This window comes from Methylocaldum sp. GT1BB (assembly GCF_051027545.1).
Lineage (GTDB): Bacteria > Pseudomonadota > Gammaproteobacteria > Methylococcales > Methylococcaceae > Methylocaldum.
In genome coordinates, this window is sequence record NZ_CP194902.1 from 5,268,907 (window position 1) to 5,287,280 (window position 18,374).

An 18,374-nucleotide genomic window follows, 5' to 3' on the forward strand; every position below is an offset into this window, starting at 1 on the left:
ATGCCCGTCGTTAAAGCGATCGACCAGCTGTGCGGCCTTTGCGGCATCGAGACGGAGTTCGTCGACTCACGGGGCGAAACGGTCCGCGTTTCCGCCGACACCAAGCGCGAACTCTTGGCGGCCATGGGCATCGATGCCTGCGACGAGGCACGGCTGCCGGCGATCATGGCCGAGCTGGAATATGAGCATTGGCTTCGAATCCTGCCGCCGGTCAAGGTCGTTCGCGAGGGCGAGGATTCCCGCGTCATCGTCTGTACCGTGCCTCGTCAGCTCGATCATGTGCTCATGACGTGGATTCTGGAACTCGACGATGGAAAGCGATGGGACGGAGACTTCTGCCCGGCCGAGTTGGCGCTGGTCGGCGAGCTGGCGATTCAGGACCAGTGCTATCGGCGCTACGCCTTCACCCTGCCGGTTCAGCCTCCTCTGGGCTATCACCGACTGACGGTCGAGTACGCGGAGCGAAATCTCAAAGGCAGCATGAGCCTTATCGTGACGCCTGAGCGCTGCTATCTCCCGCCGGTTCTGCAAGAAAAACAAAAGGTCTGGGGATTATCGCTGGCTCTTCACGCCGTACGCTCGCAACGCAACTGGGGCATCGGCGATTTTACCGATCTCAAGGGCTTGGTCGATTATGCCGCCGAGCATGAAGCGGCGATGATCCGGGTGAGTCCGCTCCAAGCTCTGAAACCGGTGAAGCCGGAAATCGGCAATGCTTACGAGCCGTCCAACCGGCTTTTTTACAACGTGCTGTACCTCGACGTCGAAGCCATTCCCGACTTCGCCGAGTCCGAGGCCGTGCAGCAAGCCGTCGCGGATCCGGAATTCCAGGCGCAGCTACGCGCCCTGCGCGCCGAAGAGCTGATCGACTATACCGAAGTGGCGGCGGTAAAGCTCGGCATCCTGGAATCGCTCTTCGCTCATTTCCGCAACAAGCATTTGCGGAAGCTTTCCAAACGCGGAAAAGCCTTTCGCGCCTATCAGTCCGCGCGCGGGCCCGTTCTTTATCATCAGTCGCTGTTCGACGCGCTGTGCGAACGCTTTGCCCGCGAGGGCGCCGGATATTCGGCGTGGACCGATTGGCCGGCGCAATTCAGGGATCCGTCGTCTCCCGAGGTACAAAGCTTTGCGGCCGAAAATGCCGCCGGGCTCGACTACTATGCCTATCTCTACTGGCAGGCGGAACAGCAAATCCAGTCGGCCGGGGACCGCGCCGCGGAGCTCGGCTTGAGTATCGGCTTATGCCTGGAATTCGTATTCAGTGCCGCCGCGGGCGGTGCGGAAGTCTGGTCGCAGCAAACCTACCATGCGCCCGGCATCCGGCTCGGTTCGCCGCCGACCGAAACCTGCCCGGACGGCGGCGTCTCCACCATTTCGCCCTTTACACCACCGAGTCTGAGAGAAGCGGCCTACCGCCCTTTCACCGCCAGTCTGCGGCAGACGATGCGGCATGTCGGCGCCGTGCTGGTGCACAAGGTGACCGACTTGGCCCGGCAGTACTGGATTCCGGCCGGCGGGAGCTCCGAGGACGGCAGCTATGTCGCCTTTCCCTTCGAGGACCTCCTGGGGATCCTTGCCCTGGAAAGCCAGCGCAATCGCTGTCTGGTGCTGGCGACCGACGGCGAAACCGTTCCGGCGGACATCATGGAACGGCTGAAACACGCGGGCGTGCTGCCTTGCGAATCGCTGTTCTCCCACTGGAAGACCGAAAAATTCCTGCCTACACGGGAATATGCGCCGGAATCGGCCATCGTCACGTCCGGGATCGACGAGCCACCCCTCAGAGGATTCTGGCTCGGGCGCGATCTGGACGAACGCACGGCATTGAAGCTCTTTGCCTCCGAAGATGCCCGCCACGACGCCGTCGTGGCCCGGGCAGTCGCCCGCGCTCGCCTGCTCGTCACGCTGGAACAGGAAGACTTGCTGCCGGCCGACATCAATATCCATCCGATTTCCGTGCCCGATATGATGCCCGACATGGTGCGCGCGGTTTATCTTCTGCTGTCCCGAACCGCGGCCGACATCGTGCTGCTGCGGCTGGAGGATGCCCTCGGGCAGGCCGACCAGCTCGTGATCCCCGGCGCGCCCGACGATTTTCCGAACTGGCGGCGAAAACTGCCGCTGGAATTCGAACAGTGGCGCAAGGAAGATACCGTCACCGCCTTGCTGCACGCCTTGGCCGAAAGGCGCAGCGGAATTCCGAAAACCCAGATCAAAAGCAAGACGGCGATAGCCGGGGGCGTCAGCTTTTCCATTCCGCGCGCCACTTATCGGTTGCAGTTCAACCGCGATTTCACCTTTCGCCAGGCGACGGAAATCCTGCCTTATCTTCAGGACCTAGGCATCAGCCATTGTTATGCGTCTCCGTATCTGAAAGCGCGGCCGGGCAGCACCCATGGCTACGATATCGTCGATCATGGCGAACTGAATCCCGAAATCGGCAGCCAGGAAGATTTCGACCGATTCGTGTCCGAGCTCGCACGGCGCGGCATGGGCCAGATTCTGGATATGGTGCCCAACCATATGGGCGTCATGGGCAGCGACAACATCTGGTGGCTGGACGTGCTCGAAAATGGACCGGCTTCGGATCATGCCGATTTTTTCGATATCGACTGGTCGCCGGTCAAAGACTATCTGCGCGGCAAAGTCCTGCTGCCCACCTTGGGGTCGCCGTACGGAACCGCATTGGAAAGCGGAGAGCTGGAACTCGCTTTCGACGCCGAGGAGGGTTCCTTCTCCGTTTACTACGGGCCCCACCGGTTCCCGATCGATCCCAAGGAATATCCGCGCATTCTGGCTTACCGGCTGGATCAGCTGAAAACCGCGCTCAGTCCGGATGATTCCCACCTCGCGGAATTTCAGAGCCTGATAACGGCTTTCAGCCACCTGCCCGGCCGCTGGCAGACCGGCAAGGACAAGCGCAACGAACGCAACCGGGACAAAGAAATCCACAAGCAGCATCTGGCGCGGCTGTGCGCAGCCAGCCGGGACATCTCGCAGTTCATCGCCAAGAATGTCAGCGAGTTCAACGGCATGCCCGGCGTTCCGGCAAGTTTCGACCGGCTCCACGAGCTTCTCGAATATCAAGCCTACCGGCTGGCTTATTGGCGGGTTGCGGCGGACGAGATCAACTATCGCCGATTCTTCGATACCAACGATCTGGCCGCCTTGTCCATCGAAAACGAGGATGTCTTCGAGGCCACCCACCGGTTCGTCCTGGACCTCATCGCCCTGGGAAAGATACAGGGACTCAGGATCGACCATCCGGACGGACTTTACAATCCGGGAGCCTACTGCCGGGCGCTGCAAGATCGCGTGCTGGCGTTGACCCGGACGGAAACCGCGGAATCCGAGGACCAGGCCGCCGCCACATCGGAAGCTCGGGCGTTCTACGTCGTGGTCGAAAAGATCCTCGCTCTGGACGAGAGCCTTCCCAGCCAATGGCCGGTCCATGGCACGACCGGCTACGACTTCGCCAACCTGGTCAACGGCCTCTTCATCTGGCCGGGGGCCGAGCAGGCGCTGGATGCCTTCTACCGGTCCTTCTGCAGTTTTCCCGTCGATTTCGACGAATTGCTTTACCAATCAAAGCGCTTGATTCTTAGGGTCGCCCTTTCCAGCGAACTCACGGTGCTCGCCAACCGGCTGAGCCGGATCGCGGAAAGCGACCGCCGCACCCGCGATTACAGCCTGAACAGCCTGCGGGATGCACTGCGGGAAATCATCGCTTGTTTTCCGGTCTACCGAACCTACGTAACCGGCCGGGGGATATCCGAAACCGATCGGAACTACATCGAGCTCGCGGTCGAGCACGCGAAAAAACGAAGCCTGGTGGGAGACCTTACGATCTTCGATTTCGTCCGGGACGAACTGCTGACGATTCTGGCGGAGGGCAAGAGCGACCGGTATCGGGAACAGGTCGTCTCGTTCGCGATGAAATTTCAGCAGCTGACCGGCCCGGCCATGGCGAAAGGCATGGAAGACACGGCTTTCTACCGCTACAACCGTTTCGTGTCTTTGAACGAAGTCGGTGGCGATCCCAGATATTTCGGCGTTTCGCTCGCCGATTTTCATCGCCGTAACGAAGAACGCAGCCAATTCTGGCCCCATTCCCTATTGAGCACCTCGACCCACGATACCAAGCGTTCCGAGGATGTGAGGGCCCGCATCGACGTGTTGTCGGAGCTTCCCGATGAATGGATAGCGCGCGTCCGTAACTGGAGCGAGCTCAACCGGAAGAAGAAAAGCATGGTCGACGGCGATCCGGCCCCGTCGAGAAACGATGAATACCTGATTTATCAGACTTTAGTCGGAACCTGGCCGCTGGGAGAGCTGAACCCGGAAAGCGCGGGGAACTACGTGCAGAGATTGGAAGCCTACATGGTCAAGGCGATGAGAGAAGCCAAGCTGTTCAGCAGTTGGCTGAATCCGAATTTACCCTACGAACGGGCAGTCTCGGATTTTCTGCGGAAACTCGTAACTCCCGGAGAGCAGGACGAATTTCTCCGCGACTTTCGCGATTTTCTGTCGGGCATCACCCGCGCAGGTTTGCACAACAGCCTGGCTCAAGTCCTGCTTAAGCTCACCGTTCCCGGCGTGCCGGACGTTTATCAGGGAAACGAGCTGTGGGATTTCAGCCTGGTCGACCCGGACAACCGTCGGCCGGTGGATTATGAGCGGCGACAGCTTTTATTGAACGAGATCAAGGCATGGGATGGACTGACTGCGCCGGAGCTCGCACCGAAACTCGGTGAGATGCAAAGCGATATGAGCGACGGGCGAATCAAGCTGTATGTCACACGGGAAACGCTGCGAGTGCGGCAGCAGGATCCGGATTTGTTCCGCCGCGGCGGCTATCATCCGCTGGAAGCCGAGGGGAAAAAAGCCGAACACCTGTGCGCGTTTCTCCGCCGCTTCGGCTCGCGCACGGTGCTGGTGGCGGTGCCCCGCTGGATATTGCGCCTCGGCAACGGCGCCTTATCGCCGCTGGGCGATGGGACGGTTTGGGACGATACCCGCCTGACGCTGCCGCCTGCCGTCGCCGGCACTTATGCGCACTGCCTCACGCGGGAACAGGTAACGCTTGGCGGCACGGCCCCGCTGATGGCAACGGAATTGTTTTCGGGCTTTCCGCTGGCGTTGTTGGTCAAGGTGGATTAGTGGGTTTTCACATCCGATAGAAGAAGCCGCCGTAGGCAGCACCTTGAATCCGAAAGTACCATAGGTCGTTTGGCAGGAGTTTGTGATGCGTCGTATCAGATACAAACCTTTCAAACACACTTGTAGAAGCATTATCCCGGTCCTGCTGATCGTCTCGCTCGGACTTTTTTCGGCCTGTGCCGACCGCGTGGTCGAGTTGCCCGCAATCTCGCCCACCGAGACGCGGCTCCACCAACCCGGCCGTTTTGTCTGGCACGATCTCGTGACCGACGATCTACCCGCCGCCAAGCGTTTTTACGGAAGCCTGTTCGGCTGGCGGTTTACCGACTCCACTCAAGGTGATTTCGACTATTCGATTGCCTGGAACCACGGACGTCCGATTTCCGGTCTCGTGGCTAAGGATACCGAGCCGCCACACCCCGCGAATCAGTGGCTTAGCTTGCTTTCGGTCGAGAATGTCGATCGCGCGGTGCAGCTGGCCGAGCGATCCGGCGGAACCGTGCCGCTGACGCCGGTGAACGCGCCGGAACGGGGACGTTTCGCCGTTATCCGCGATCCGGACGGTGCTCCGCTGACGGTAATCCGTACCCGATGGGGCGATCCCGAGCCCATCGAACCCGAGGAAAACGACTGGTTTTGGGACGAATTGTGGGCCGAGGACCTCGACAAGGCGGCACGGTTCTACCATGAGCTTGCGGGATATCAAGTCGACTCGTGGCCGCGCGAGAGCGGCAAGCAACCGTATCTCATCTTCAAGCGCGAAGGGACTCCGAGGGCCGGACTCGCAAGACAGCCCCTGGCCGGGGGACAAGCGGCCTGGCTGCCGTACATTCGAGTCTCGGATCTCGCCGGAACTGTTGCCGGCGCGGAAAGTCTCGGAGGTAAGGTGCTCATCGCTCCGCACCCCGACATCCGCTCGGGAACGGTCGCCGTGATGACCGATCCGTCGGGAGCGATGTTCGGCATTCAGCAAATACCGCCTTCACGATGAAGCAAGAGGTCCGATCATGAAAGCAGCCAAAAGGCCGATCATCCTGATCATAGGGCTGATCCTCGTTGCGCCATTAATTAGCGCTTGTAGCAGCGTGAGGCCGTACGCCGGTATCGGCATTTCCGGGCCAGGTGTCCGATACGGTCCGGTTCATATGCGTACCGGCGTGAGCATCGGATTTCCGCTGAGATGAATCCGACCGGCTGGAGCTCACAAAAGGACCCGAGCGTCACTCGAACCTTGGAATCTTCATTCAAGGAAAAGTATCGCAATGAGCAAAATAGGACATCTTTCGGCGCGTCCGGAGCGGATAAAGATCAAGAAGTCCGCCCCAACCGGCCTGCTACCGCTCAGACTCGAAGAATCCAAGCGTAGCGGGCATCTCTATATTCCAGAGAGCTATCGGGGAGGCCGCGCTCTTCCGCTGGTGTTGTTGTTTCATGGAGCCGGGGGCAATTCCCAGCACGGTTTGGCCCCTCTCTTGAAGTTGGCCGATCCTTGCGGATTGATCCTGGCGGCGCCCGCATCGCACGAATTCACCTGGGATGTGATCATCGAAGACTATGGGGTAGACCTCACCCAGGTCGATCGGGTCTTGAGCCATGTGTTTACCCACTATGCGGTCGATCCGTCGCGAATCGCGATCGGCGGCTTTTCGGACGGCGCGTCTTATGCGCTCTCGCTGGGCGTCATGAACGGTGACTTGTTCAGCCATATCCTCGCGTTTTCGCCGGGCTTCATGATATCCACCGTACAGCGCGGAAATCCGCAGGTTTTCATTTCCCATGGCACGGACGATACCGTGTTGCCTATCGACAAATGCAGCCGCCGCATCGTGCCGCAGCTGAAGCGGGCCGGCTATGAGGTTGTCTACCGGGAATTCGAGGGCGGCCATAGCGTTCCCTCGGATATAGCGCAGGAGGCTGCCCGTTGGTTTGCCGGAAAAACGGGGCTGCATTGATCCCAGCGGGTCTCTCCTGTTCAGAAATAGAAATGGAGACCGGTCCCGAAATACTCGATGTGCCTTTCGAAAAACTGGCCGTTCGGCGAGCGCCCGTTGAAATATTCGAACAGCCACTGCAAGCGCCGACCCTCCAGCCAGGCGCTGCGAAACTCGATGCCGGCACGCGCCGAATAGCTGGCGTCCCAATCGCCTCCTTCGGCAGCCTGAATGTCCAGTGCCGCGACCGGATACAAGAGTTCGGTAAATACTGGATAGGGGCTCGTCAACTCGAATCCGCCTTGCACAAACCATGGTTCGAGATCGCTCGGATCGGTTCGGAACAGCCCTCCTCCACCGCCGTAGAGGCGCAAGAAATCGCCGAAATTCCAGGAGAGCAAGAGATCGGCGCCCTCGAAGGAAAGATTGATGCGATCGACCCGATTGCGCAGCAGGTACTCGTCGCCCAAATGCGAACTCTGGTGGAAAACGCGCGCCTGGGCCGAGAAGGGGCCGGTTCTGACGCTCGCCGGCAGCGCCACGAAGAAATCGGAGTTCACCAGATCGGTAGAATTCGCGTTCAGATTGAAAATCGAAAATACCCCGGCCTGGAGTCCGACTTGCCACATGGCGCCCAATCCTTCCCATCCGTAAAACGGAAGCGTGGCGCCGAAGTTCGCGGAACCGACCGTGTTCAGTTCCTCATCGCTCTGGTAAAACTGGACGGATGCGGAGAAACGCGGCCATTTCGGATCGGCGATCAGGGACTCGAAAGCCTTGGTCGGCGGAAGCCAGCCCGTATAGCGCGTCAGTTTTCCGGAAGATGACGCCGGCTGGGTTTCGGGGACCGGCTCGCGAACCGCAATCGACGCGCTGCCGGGTCTTCCCACTTCGACCTGTAACCCTTCTATGCCACGCAGAGCGTCAGCGACCGTTTGCGGGTTCCGTCCTTTGAGTTGAGCCGGATCGAGCACCAGCCGACCGTTTTTCACGCTGGGTTTCGCATCGCTCAACCCGAAACGCATGGCGAGTACGGCCGAAGCATAACCCTCGAGGAAACGATCGTCCCTCGGACCGGCCGGCTGAGCCACAGAAGGAATGAAAAAAACGAAGGAAAGGACCCATCCATAGTGCGAGCGCATGGAGTAACTCCTGAAATCCATTCGGGGTGCAGCGTGATCTTAGTCCGTAGGCAAGTTCCAGGCAATGCCGGAAACCCGCCAGCCCTTGCGCCGATCAGGCCAAATGAGGAAAGGCTTGGCGTATGCCGCTCGCTCCGAATCTCTTGAAAATCGCGGCCGAGACCCCATTGTTCTTTCAGCCAGCAAGAGTTTGAACCGCTTAAAAGGAGGTATGACCTATGTTCAACAGACTCACGCCATTCGAGAGCAGCTTATTCGACGAGTTCCAACGCCTGGAGCGGGAGATGGACGATCTATTCGGCCGTTGGCCTTGGCCGATTGGAATCAGATCCGCCACTCGCGGCAGTTTCCCCCCGGTGAATGTGGGCGCCACATCCGACGAGGTGGACGTTTACTTGTTTACCCCGGGTGTCGATCCCAAGACACTGGACATCTCCATTCAGCAGAACGTGCTGTCCGTCTCCGGCGAGCGGAAATTGCCGAAAAAAGAGGATGCCAACTACTATCGCCAGGAGCGTTTCGACGGCGAGTTCCGGCGCGCGATCATGCTACCGGAAGATGTGGATGCCGATCGAGTCGAAGCCCGCTGCGAGAACGGCATTCTGCACATCAAGGTACAACGGCGCGAGGCGGCCAAGCCTCGGCAGATCGAAGTGAAATGAGCAAAAGGAGAACATCATGGCTGAGACACAAGATGTTGCAACAAGGCAGTCCACCGACGTCCAAAAGCCCGAGCGTCAGGTGATGTTGAACCCGCCGGTCGATATCTGCGAAGATGCGGAGGGCATCACGCTGGTAGCGGACATGCCAGGAGTATCGAGAGATCGACTTAACATAGAAGTCGATAAGAACAGTCTGCTTATCGAGGGTGATGCGCATTTCGACATGCCGGAGGGCATCCAGGCGCTATATGCCGACATCCGGTCGACGCGATACCGCCGGAGTTTCTCGCTCAGTCCGGAACTGGAACCGAACAACATCGACGCCACACTCAAGGACGGCGTGCTCACTCTGAAAATCCCCAAGCGGGCCGAATTGCGTCCACGCAAGATTGAGGTGCGCGTGGATTAGCCGGAGCTAGCCTTTTGGATTCTGGCATGTCGAGGCCCGGTGTTCGGAAGCGCCGGGCCTTGCCATATCCGCGAATCGGATTTGAGCCGGCAGATGTAAAATCGATTACAAATGACACAGGTAACAATAAGGCGTATGCCAAAGTCCTATAAGGCAAATTGAATTGACCTCGGCCCCCTTCAATAAACGAAAGACGACCCGCCGCAAGCGGCGGGTCGTCGCCGACGATTCCCGCTTGCAGGAAGGCGTCCTTGTCCTTTGGAACGATGACAAAGGCTTCGGATTCGTGCGTCCCTCCATGGGCGGCGACGACTATTTCGTCCATATCAGCGTACTCGAGGAGGGTACGAGCCGGCGCCCGCAGGTCGGAGACATCATTTTCTACAACGTGGGAAGCGACGTTCCCGGCAGGAGGCGCCTTTCCTACGCCGCGATCAAAGGCGTCGATATCACGGCGAAAAAGCCGACCGAAGGTATTCTAGCCACCCCGCGTTCGCCATTTCTCTGGACCTTGATCGGGTTGCCCATCCTCTTGTCGTGCTATCTGATCTGGCGGACATACAATCCGATTCCGTTCTTTTCTTACGTTTTCCTGAGCGTCCTGGCCATCATGCTTTATGGACTGGATAAGAAACACGCGATAACCGGCCAATGGCGCATACCGGAATTTTACATGCACATAATAGAGTTGATGGGAGGCTGGCCGGGGGCGCTCCTTGCGCAGCACGATTTCCGCCATAAGATACGGAAAACCCGCTACAGGATAATCCTGTGGGGCATTATTGTCTGCCACGGACTGGCGTGGGCAGCGTTTCTCGCGGTCGATTTTCTTGGGCCCTAGCCCTGATCGAGTTCGGGCGGAAACCGGCCGATCATGAATGAACGCTTTTCAACGTAGCGGACGGGGATTCTCCGCTAGCGCCGACTTCCACAAGTTCTTCGGAAACCGGCAACCTGATGACGAACTCGCTGCCTCTTCCGGGACCCTCGCTGCTGGCTTCGACCCGGCCCCCGTGTAACTCCACGAGTTTTTGGACGATCGTCAGACCGATACCGAGACCGCCTTGCGAGCGGTCGATGGTACGCTCGGCTTGAGTGAACAGATCAAAAAGCCTCGGCAACAGATGGGCCGGTATGCCCTCACCCGTATCACGTACACGAATGACCGCCTGGGCGGATTCACGCGCCACCGTCAGCCTGATTTTGCCGCCAGAAGGCGTGTACTTGGCCGCATTATTGAGTATGTTCGAGACAACCTGCGCCAAACGCACCGGATCCCCATAAATCTGCACCGGTTCTTCCGGTAACGAAACCGCGAGTTCGTGATGACGAGCATCGATTAACGGCTTGCTGGTTTCGAGAGCCTGTTCGATAACCGTGGCAACCGTTATGGCGCGCTTGTGCAAAGTAATCTTGCCCCTGATGATGCGTGAAACGTCCAGCAGGTCGTCCACCAACCGGGTCAGATGGCCGGCTTGACGATCAACAACATCGCGCGCCCAAGCTAATTTGGGATCGGCCACACCGATCTTGCGCATGACCTGCACGGCGTTTCGAATCGGAGCCAAGGGATTTCTGAGCTCATGACCCAACATGGCCAGGAACTCGTCCTTGCGGCTATCGGCATCGCGAAGACTGTCTTCGACCCGCTTGCGTTCCTGAATCTCCAATTTAAGCTGGCGGTTAAGCTGCATTAACTCTTGCGTGCGTTGCGCAACCCTCTCTTCCAGATTAGCGTTCAGTTGCCGAATCTTCTCCTCGGCCGCCTTGCGTTCCTGTATTTCCTTGATCAATCGCCGGTTAGTCTGTTCCAGTTCCTCCGGGCTGGGCATGGCGAGAGCCTGGGGGATCAACGGCCATAGCACAACGGCAGCGACGACCGAAATCAGGGCAGTGAACAGCTTGACAATACCTTCCACCTCGTAGATCGGCTGCCAGACCGTCCAGGCTTCCAACAAATGAGTCGTACCGCAGGCGAGAATGAAGGCGCCGAAGAGCAAGAAAATATTGCGAAAGCGAAGATTGCGGCGGCGCAGGACGAAGTAGATCAAAGCGCCTGGAATGGAATAGTAGGCCAGCGCCGTCATGACGTCCGAAAAAACATGCAGATAAAGCAAGGAAGGACGCCATAGCAGGCAATATCCGTGAGGCATGAGCCCGTCAGCTGAAATTAATGTTTGAAGACTATCCCACATGGTTTGTATCTCTATGAATCTACTCATACCTCGATTCCGCAGGCGATCAGAAATCCGGCAATGATCGGGACTGATAGCCAACGGGGATAGGCCTTAAGTGGGGAAGCTTAAATCGAGTCGATCGGTTGCACACCTCCAATCGACCAATCAATCGGATTGCTACATTGCTACAGAGCGCCGGCTAAGCCCTCCCCTTGTAGATGGGCGCCGAAAAGGAGGCAATCACCGAGCGTCTATAGATGCTCAAATGGCGTCTAAGTTCCCGCGCTATCTTGCTTTATCTCCCGATCCGCCGCGGAAGACCGCCCTCTTTCGTGACCGGCATGGTTTAAACGGGGAAACCAAGATCGGCAACCAGCGCCGGGCATTCAACAAGATCAAGGATGCAAAATAATAACAGGTCGATTGATAGCGGTTGTCCGGTTTCAGCAGGCTTCATTTTATATATCCCTCCAGAATCTACTCGAAAGCCTACCGATCGCCATAAGCAAAGGCAGTAGAAACACGACTCTATAAGGGGTTGCCGAGCGTAACCGATGTGCTTCACAAAAACATACGACACAACCAATGAGCCGGTCACTTTATGAAACATATCGTACCTCCCAAGAGATATGCTGCCGATAGGCGATTCCACTTTCGCGGCATTTGTCACAGTTAAGAGATAAGTATATTCACGGAGTTTTACATTTTTTTGCGATAGATTAGCAAGCTCGCCATCTAATAGGTAAGGCTTCTTTTTTGCATGCCCCACGTAGACCGCGGAGCCAACAAAGGCGCCGGTGCGCGCCGGGGCTCATATCCCCGGAAGGCCGGTTCGACTCCGGCAAGCCCTTTCCCGCGGATGGACAGGTACCGAATCCATGCTCAGTAAAACTGGGACTTATTTTTAGGTCGGCTTAATGAGTATTGATATATATTGGTCAGCCGATCTTAAAACCGAATTGAATGCCTATTCAATCATGATTTGCCTTTCACACTAAGAGGCCTTTCCGTAATGATTAAACGTAATGTTCAATCAAGAATATTATTTTCTGGAGATCAGAGATAATTCTAGCGACGTCACTTGACCATCCGTCTTTGTGCTGCTTTTCGTCACGATTTATCTATGTGATCGAGATGCTCTTTAACGATCTAAAAAACGGCTCTTTGAGGGCAATCGGATAATCCTAAATGCCTACTGCCTTGCTAAGCGAACGACAAGATCGTTCAGTCATACGGCTCGCCTTCAGAAACTGAACCACCGCCGACCGGTCAAAACCTTGAAAAGTTTCAGCAAAACCTCGGCTCATCAATGAAAAAGAGGACTTATGTCACGCACGAGCCTCGTCAAAACGTATAAGGTGGCGCGGCGCGTGGTCATCGGAGTGGTCGGATCTACCGTAGTGTTGATCGGGATCGCTTTAATCGTATTGCCGGGTCCAGCTTTTCTACTCATCCCTTTAGGCCTGGCAATTCTGGGCATCGAATTCGCCTGGGCGCGACACTGGTTACGTGTCGTCAAACGACGAGCCAAAGATCTCAAGCAAAGTGCCGACGATATCAAACGGAAAGCTAGCAATCTGATCGGGAAATGAACCGGTAATACTGTGAGCAAAATAAAGAGCCCGTTACCCGATGACACACTTCCGATAACTTGCCGGCTGCGAAGCGATTTTTTCTCGCATTTGATCGAGCCTATGGCCGATGCGCCCGACTATCGTATCGGCGAGCACTTAACGCTTGGCTTATCGACAGGGAATAAGAGTAGTTCTGAAAGTCGCAACTCTCATGTTACAGGAGGTTTTCTCATGAGAATCTACAAGGCATTTTCAAAACCTCGGCCAGGTATTTCTATCGTCTGTTTGAGTGCTATGGGATTATTCGGTTGTGCATCCGAAACTCCGCCCATCAATACGATTTCGACAGCGGATACGGCTCTCAACCAAGCCATGATGGTAAAAGCGTCGGAATATGCCCCGGCGGAAATACAACGTGCCATGGATAAATTGGGACGCGCCAAGAAGGCTTTGGCTGACGAGAAATACGAGGATGCGCGCCGTCTGGCCGAGCAGGCCCAGATCGACGCCCAGTTGGCCGAGGCTAAAGCCCAGTCGGAAAATGCCCGCCAAATGGCGCAGCAAGCCCAGCAAACCATCGAAGAGCTGCGCCGCGAGGCGGAAACCAGAGGTCGGCGCACTGACGACGTGAATCTCTAAAGGAGGCAACGCTATGTCAAGGACGGACAATAATCTCCGTTATTCACTCGCGATTCGCTGCTTTTCGCTAGGCATAATCACCCTATGCGCAGGCTGCGCCACGCAGAACGAATCCTTGGAAAAGGCTCGCCTGTCGTATTCGCAAGCCCAGCAAGACGTCGAGATCGCACAAAATGCTCCAGTCGCGCTCGCGGAGGCGGGTGAAACCCTGCGGCAGGCCGAAAACGCTGACGATGAAGACGAAACCACCCATCTCGCCTACATCGCCCAGAGGAAAGTCGAGATCGCACGGGCCATAGCCGAAACCCGAAAAGCCGAGTCCGAGACCCAGCAAATCCTCGACGAACGCGAGAGGCTGCTTCTACAACAGGAGCTTTCTGCGCTTAAGGCCCAGCAGACCGAGCGTGGTCTTATGGTTACCTTGGGCAGTGTGCTATTCGAATACGATAAAGCCAACCTCAAACCGGGCGCTCAGCAAGAGCTTTATCAGTTAGTGAATACGCTTAAACAGCACCCGGATCGCAACGTCCTCATCGAAGGGCATACCGACAGCCGCGGATCGGAGTCCTATAATGAGGAGCTGTCTCTGCGCCGCGCACAAGCCGTGCAGGATTTCTTGCTTAGAAACGGCGTCAGCCCGGACCGTATCGTGACCCGCGGATACGGCGAGGCTTATCCAGTGGCTTCGAACGATACGAACGCCGGACGGTTACAGAACCGTCGCGTAGAAATATATTTGTCGGAACCGGGCAAACCAGTCGCCGAACGAGGTAGATGATATCAACCGAAGTCGGAACTCAAAGTGAAGCCAGGCGTCATATAACCGTCGTTCGTCAGCAGTTACATCGTATGTGTCGGCCGCTGCGACTCGAGGCTGCCGGCCAGGTAGTTTTCGATTCGGGCACGGGTAGCCCCGCCGTCCTCGTCGCTGAATTGCACGCCGATACCCGCGGCGCGAGAACCCTCCGCACCGTTAGGGGTAATCCAGATAATCTTTCCGGCTACCGGAATCCGTTCGGGTTCATCCATAAGATTCAGCAACATGAATACTTCTTCGCCCAGACTGTAGCTGCGGTTCGTCGGAATGAACAGCCCACCGTTCTTGACGAACGGCATATAGGCGGAGTACAGAACATTTTTATCCCGAATCGTTAGAGACAGAATGCCTTGGCGTACCTTGTTTTCGCTTGCACTCATGATAGATACCAGTCCGCTTGCGGCGACTGTCCGAGTTGCGCCCAATGAATCAAAAGCTCCTCCAAAAGCAACTGGCGGTTGACTTGACCGTTCAGCGCGCGTTTTGCTTGCAGCAATAAGTCGAGGAATCCGAACAAGCTCTTCAAGTGTAGTCGACGGACCAAGGCCTGCAAGCCCTGACGCAAATCCGGGTTATCCAAACGCGGAGAGTCCGGCACGCTGCGGAGACGGATTAAGTCGATAGTCCATGAAACCATCCAGTCGACCAAATCCTCATAAGCCAAGGTCGACCACCGTTCCGCGAGAGTTATTGGCTCTTGACGTCGCAAAGCCACGTCGACGTACTCCGAAAACGCCGTCCTCCGGCGCTCCACGACGTCTGACTCGGCCAACGCCAACGCCTTTAATGGAGCATGCCTCGCAGCGGCCAGCAACACGGCTGTAGCTTCGCCGGTTCCTTGCTCCTCCAGCCATCGAGCGGCGACCGCATCGTCCGGAAGCGCGATCGGCAAACGCTGACAACGACTGAAAATAGTCGCCGGCAGGGCGGAAGGCATATCGGTCAGCAATAGCATTACCGTATTTTCACCCGGTTCCTCCAAGGTTTTCAGGAGGGCATTGGCTGCACTGATGTTCAATTGATGCGCCGCGCAAAACACGACTATGCGGTAGCCGCCGTACTGCGGCTTGAGCGAAAGGTTCGCGATCAAGTGCCGAACCGTGTCCACAGCGATAGGCTTTCCCCGCTCTGCAGGCTCTATCCTCAGGAAGTCCGGGTGGGTTCCGGCTAGAAACAACCGGCACCCGGCACAATCGCCGCAGGCAAAGATTTCCGGGTGCTTGCAAAGCAGCTTTTGGGCGAAAATCTCGGCCAGATACGTTTTCCCGATCCCGTCAACACCGTGAATCAAGAGAGCCTGTGGCAGCCTCTGAGAAGCCAGATAAGCGTTCAGCTTTTGCCATGGCTCATCGAGCCAAGGATAGAGAATGCCGCTGGACGCCGTTCCCATCAGGTCTGACGCAAAGAATCCAAATGCCTTGCGATTTCCGCCTGCACGTCCTCGAGCGGCTGAGTCGCATCGAGTAGCTTGATGCGGTGAGGCCATTGTCTGGCCAAATCGCAATACGTTTCCCTGACCCGGGAAAAGAAAGCCGGCAGTTCGGTTTCGAAACGGTCCAGTTGGCCTCTGCCTTTAGCCCGTTGGAGGCCGACTTCCACGGGAGCGTCGAACAAAAGGGTGAGATCGGGTTCCAGCCCTTTCTGCAACCATTCTTGAAGAAATCGAATGACCGCGTTATCGATGCCGCGCCCACCGCCCTGGTACGCATAACTAGCATCGGTGAACCGATCGCAAACGATCCAGATGCCTTTGGCCAAAGCGGGCTCGATGACTTCTTCGATGTGCTGGGCGCGGGCGGCGAACATCAGCAAGAGTTCAGTCCGAGCCGACATCCCTTGAGAATCGATCACCAGCCGGCGGATGGCTTCACCTATAGGGGTGCCGCCAGGTTCGCGGGTGACGAGAAATCTAATTCCGCGCCTTTGCAAATAATCTCGGATGAACTCCAGATTGGTGGTTTTGCCTACGCCCTCCCCGCCTTCGAGGGTGATGAATTTTCCTCTAGTCATGTCGCCGCATTTGGAATTGTTCGACCGCGCGCCGATGTTCTTCCAGACTATCGGAAAAAACGTGAGTGCCGTCTCCGCGGGCGACGAAATACAAACTCTCCCCCGCAGCGGGATGCAAGGCCGCGCGGATCGAATCGCGCCCCGGATTGGCGATGGGGGTCGGCGGCAATCCCGAACGAACATAGGTGTTGTAAGGCGTATCTTTCAGCAAGTCTTCCTTCCGGATATTTCCAGTAAAGCTGTCGCCCAGACCATAAATGATCGTCGGATCCGTTTGCAGCAACATACCCTTGGCCAGACGTCGAGTGAATACGCCGGCAATAAGAGGACGCTCATCCGAACGGGCCGTTTCCTTCTCCACAATCGAAGCCACGATCAATGATTCGTAGGGCGTACCATAGGTAGTCCCTTCGGCACGATTGGCCCATTCTTCGTTCAGTACTCCCTGCATTTTTCGATAAGCCCGCTTGAGAACCTCGATATCCGAGGTGCCCTTGGTCACGAAATAAGTGTCCGGATAGAAACGTCCCTCCGGATGCTCATCGGGCGCCCCGATGATTTGCATGATCTCTTGCGGAGATTTACCCGTTGCAAGTTTCTTTAGGGGGGGACTTTGATCCAATGCGCTCAAAATCTGCCGGAATGTCCAGCCTTCCACAAGCGTAATCGGGTACTGGCGGACCTTGCCTGAGACGAACAGCGCCAGTAGCTCCCGAAGCGTCGTCCCCGGCGGGATTTCGTACTCGCCATACTTCAAATGTCTGGCCGAACCGTCCAGATAGGCCCGAAATCTGAACCATACCGGGCTAGATACAATTCCCTGCTCTTTAAGTCTGGCTGTTATGCGGGCCAGGCTGTCGCCCTTAGCAATCTCGAAATAAGCTGGACTCTCGAGTCCTAGCGGCCTATCCAGCGCTGCTCGATAGTCCATCCACAACCATCCGATCAGGAAACTGGCAGCGATGACGATAATCCCGATCGCCCGTTGCACGCTGCGGCCAACTCGCTTTCCGCCTTCGTCCTTAGCCATCGATCAATCTCTTCTGTAATCGGCCCAATACCATATGTTCGATGCTCGCATCGGCGAACGGGCCATAGTCCAATTACGCAGTTTGTTAAAAATACCTCGTCGGCAGCGTAAAGTTCCTCAAGCGTAACCCGTGACTCTACGAAGTCGACCCCGTTCTCCTGAGCCGTCGCGATCGTTATGCCACGCATGACCCCGGCGACGCCGCAGCGGTCGATTTTCGGCGTGTGCAGAGTGCCGTCCTTAACCAGAAAAACATTGCTCATCGTGCCTTCGGTGACATAGCCCTCGGCATCCAGCATGATGCCTTCCCGAATCTCGTCGGCAGCCCACTCCGCACGAGCAAGGATTTGTTCCAGACGATTCATGTGTTTGATGCCGGCCAGCCGGGGGTTGATACCCAACCGGCTCCCGCAAACCCGTATCTCGACACCGACTTTCCATAATTCGGGCGGATATTCGGGCAGGGGGTGCATGCTCAGGACCCGAGTCACCCGCTGCGGTTGCGGCAGTCGGTAACCGCGGCCTCCGATACCTCGGCTGATTTGTATCTTCAACACCCCTTCCAGCTGCGTCATGCAGAGTGTCCGTACATCGGGCTCTAAACATTCGCTCCCGGGAAAAGAAATGAGAAGTCTTTGGCAGTCGCGCTCCAGACGAGCCAGGTGCAAAGCCCAAAACAAAGGGACTCCTTGACGGACGGCAATCGTGGTGAATGTCCCGTCTCCGTATTGGAAGCCACGGTCTGCCAAATCCACACAACGTGTCGGTTGGCCGTTCACTAGAGCCGTCATACACGCCGAACCCACATCATCATCTTAATCGG

At 57.0% G+C, this 18,374-nt stretch carries 16 protein-coding genes; 9 read left to right on the forward strand and 7 right to left on the reverse strand.

Annotated elements, in window-relative coordinates:
* The 3 genes from treY to ACR2TX_RS24590 all read left to right on the forward strand — a co-directional run bounded on the left by treY (nucleotide 1) and on the right by ACR2TX_RS24590 (nucleotide 7,112).
* Nucleotides 1-5,160, forward strand: a complete 5,160-nt coding sequence (gene treY / locus ACR2TX_RS24580) for a malto-oligosyltrehalose synthase (protein ID WP_434130925.1) — start codon at nucleotides 1-3, stop codon at nucleotides 5,158-5,160.
* A gap of 85 nt (nucleotides 5,161-5,245) precedes the next feature.
* Nucleotides 5,246-6,151: a VOC family protein gene (locus ACR2TX_RS24585; protein ID WP_434130927.1), complete on the forward strand. Its 906-nt coding sequence runs from the start codon at nucleotides 5,246-5,248 to the stop codon at nucleotides 6,149-6,151.
* Between the two features lie 271 nt (nucleotides 6,152-6,422).
* On the forward strand, nucleotides 6,423-7,112 hold the full coding sequence (locus ACR2TX_RS24590) for an alpha/beta hydrolase (protein ID WP_077729297.1): 690 nt from the start codon (nucleotides 6,423-6,425) through the stop codon (nucleotides 7,110-7,112).
* 20 nt (nucleotides 7,113-7,132) lie between these two features.
* Here ACR2TX_RS24590 and ACR2TX_RS24595 read toward each other — a convergent pair whose 3' ends face one another.
* Nucleotides 7,133-8,233 (reverse strand): DUF1207 domain-containing protein, encoded by a 1,101-nt coding sequence (locus tag ACR2TX_RS24595; RefSeq protein WP_434130928.1) that lies wholly within the window; start codon nucleotides 8,231-8,233, stop codon nucleotides 7,133-7,135.
* A 218-nt stretch (nucleotides 8,234-8,451) separates the two neighbouring features.
* Here ACR2TX_RS24595 and ACR2TX_RS24600 point away from each other — a divergent pair, with 218 nt between their 5' ends.
* The 3 genes from ACR2TX_RS24600 (at nucleotide 8,452) to ACR2TX_RS24610 (ending at nucleotide 10,145) form a co-directional block, all read left to right on the forward strand.
* Nucleotides 8,452-8,895, forward strand: a complete 444-nt coding sequence (locus ACR2TX_RS24600; RefSeq protein WP_434130931.1) for an Hsp20/alpha crystallin family protein — start codon at nucleotides 8,452-8,454, stop codon at nucleotides 8,893-8,895.
* 16 nt (nucleotides 8,896-8,911) lie between these two features.
* Nucleotides 8,912-9,304 (forward strand): Hsp20/alpha crystallin family protein, encoded by a 393-nt coding sequence (locus ACR2TX_RS24605; RefSeq protein ID WP_434130933.1) that lies wholly within the window; start codon nucleotides 8,912-8,914, stop codon nucleotides 9,302-9,304.
* A 163-nt stretch (nucleotides 9,305-9,467) separates the two neighbouring features.
* The gene (locus ACR2TX_RS24610) at nucleotides 9,468-10,145 is read left to right on the forward strand and encodes a DUF1294 domain-containing protein (RefSeq protein WP_434130936.1); all 678 of its coding nucleotides are present in this window, start codon (nucleotides 9,468-9,470) and stop codon (nucleotides 10,143-10,145) included.
* A 31-nt stretch (nucleotides 10,146-10,176) separates the two neighbouring features.
* Here ACR2TX_RS24610 and ACR2TX_RS24615 read toward each other — a convergent pair whose 3' ends face one another.
* The gene (locus ACR2TX_RS24615) at nucleotides 10,177-11,526 is read right to left on the reverse strand and encodes a sensor histidine kinase (RefSeq protein WP_347257455.1); all 1,350 of its coding nucleotides are present in this window, start codon (nucleotides 11,524-11,526) and stop codon (nucleotides 10,177-10,179) included.
* A 1,280-nt stretch (nucleotides 11,527-12,806) separates the two neighbouring features.
* On the opposite strand from ACR2TX_RS24615, the gene ACR2TX_RS24620 reads away from it, so the two are divergent.
* From ACR2TX_RS24620 to ACR2TX_RS24630, 3 genes are all read left to right on the forward strand, one after another.
* Nucleotides 12,807-13,073: a PGPGW domain-containing protein gene (locus tag ACR2TX_RS24620; RefSeq protein ID WP_077729291.1), complete on the forward strand. Its 267-nt coding sequence runs from the start codon at nucleotides 12,807-12,809 to the stop codon at nucleotides 13,071-13,073.
* A 102-nt stretch (nucleotides 13,074-13,175) separates the two neighbouring features.
* Nucleotides 13,176-13,694 (forward strand): DUF4398 domain-containing protein, encoded by a 519-nt coding sequence (locus tag ACR2TX_RS24625; RefSeq protein WP_139840988.1) that lies wholly within the window; start codon nucleotides 13,176-13,178, stop codon nucleotides 13,692-13,694.
* A 13-nt stretch (nucleotides 13,695-13,707) separates the two neighbouring features.
* Nucleotides 13,708-14,472, forward strand: coding sequence for an OmpA family protein (locus tag ACR2TX_RS24630; protein ID WP_086133098.1), 765 nt, complete (start codon nucleotides 13,708-13,710; stop codon nucleotides 14,470-14,472).
* 62 nt (nucleotides 14,473-14,534) lie between these two features.
* Here the strand turns inward: ACR2TX_RS24630 and ACR2TX_RS24635 are convergent, their stop codons facing one another.
* From ACR2TX_RS24635 to pabC, 5 genes are read right to left on the reverse strand one after another with little or no spacing between them, the layout of a single operon-like run.
* Nucleotides 14,535-14,891, reverse strand: coding sequence for a PilZ domain-containing protein (locus tag ACR2TX_RS24635; RefSeq protein ID WP_077729288.1), 357 nt, complete (start codon nucleotides 14,889-14,891; stop codon nucleotides 14,535-14,537).
* Nucleotides 14,888-15,901 (reverse strand): DNA polymerase III subunit delta', encoded by a 1,014-nt coding sequence (locus ACR2TX_RS24640; protein WP_168183710.1) that lies wholly within the window; start codon nucleotides 15,899-15,901, stop codon nucleotides 14,888-14,890. The genes ACR2TX_RS24635 and ACR2TX_RS24640 overlap by 4 nt, the downstream gene beginning before the upstream one ends.
* Nucleotides 15,901-16,521: a dTMP kinase gene (gene tmk, locus ACR2TX_RS24645; RefSeq protein WP_086133096.1), complete on the reverse strand. Its 621-nt coding sequence runs from the start codon at nucleotides 16,519-16,521 to the stop codon at nucleotides 15,901-15,903. The genes ACR2TX_RS24640 and tmk overlap by 1 nt, the downstream gene beginning before the upstream one ends.
* Complete coding sequence (gene mltG, locus ACR2TX_RS24650) at nucleotides 16,514-17,551, reverse strand: endolytic transglycosylase MltG (protein WP_086133095.1); 1,038 nt, start codon at nucleotides 17,549-17,551, stop codon at nucleotides 16,514-16,516. The genes tmk and mltG overlap by 8 nt, the downstream gene beginning before the upstream one ends.
* Nucleotides 17,467-18,342, reverse strand: coding sequence for an aminodeoxychorismate lyase (gene pabC, locus ACR2TX_RS24655; RefSeq protein WP_077729284.1), 876 nt, complete (start codon nucleotides 18,340-18,342; stop codon nucleotides 17,467-17,469). The genes mltG and pabC overlap by 85 nt, the downstream gene beginning before the upstream one ends.
* Between the last annotated feature and the right edge of the window lie 32 nt (nucleotides 18,343-18,374).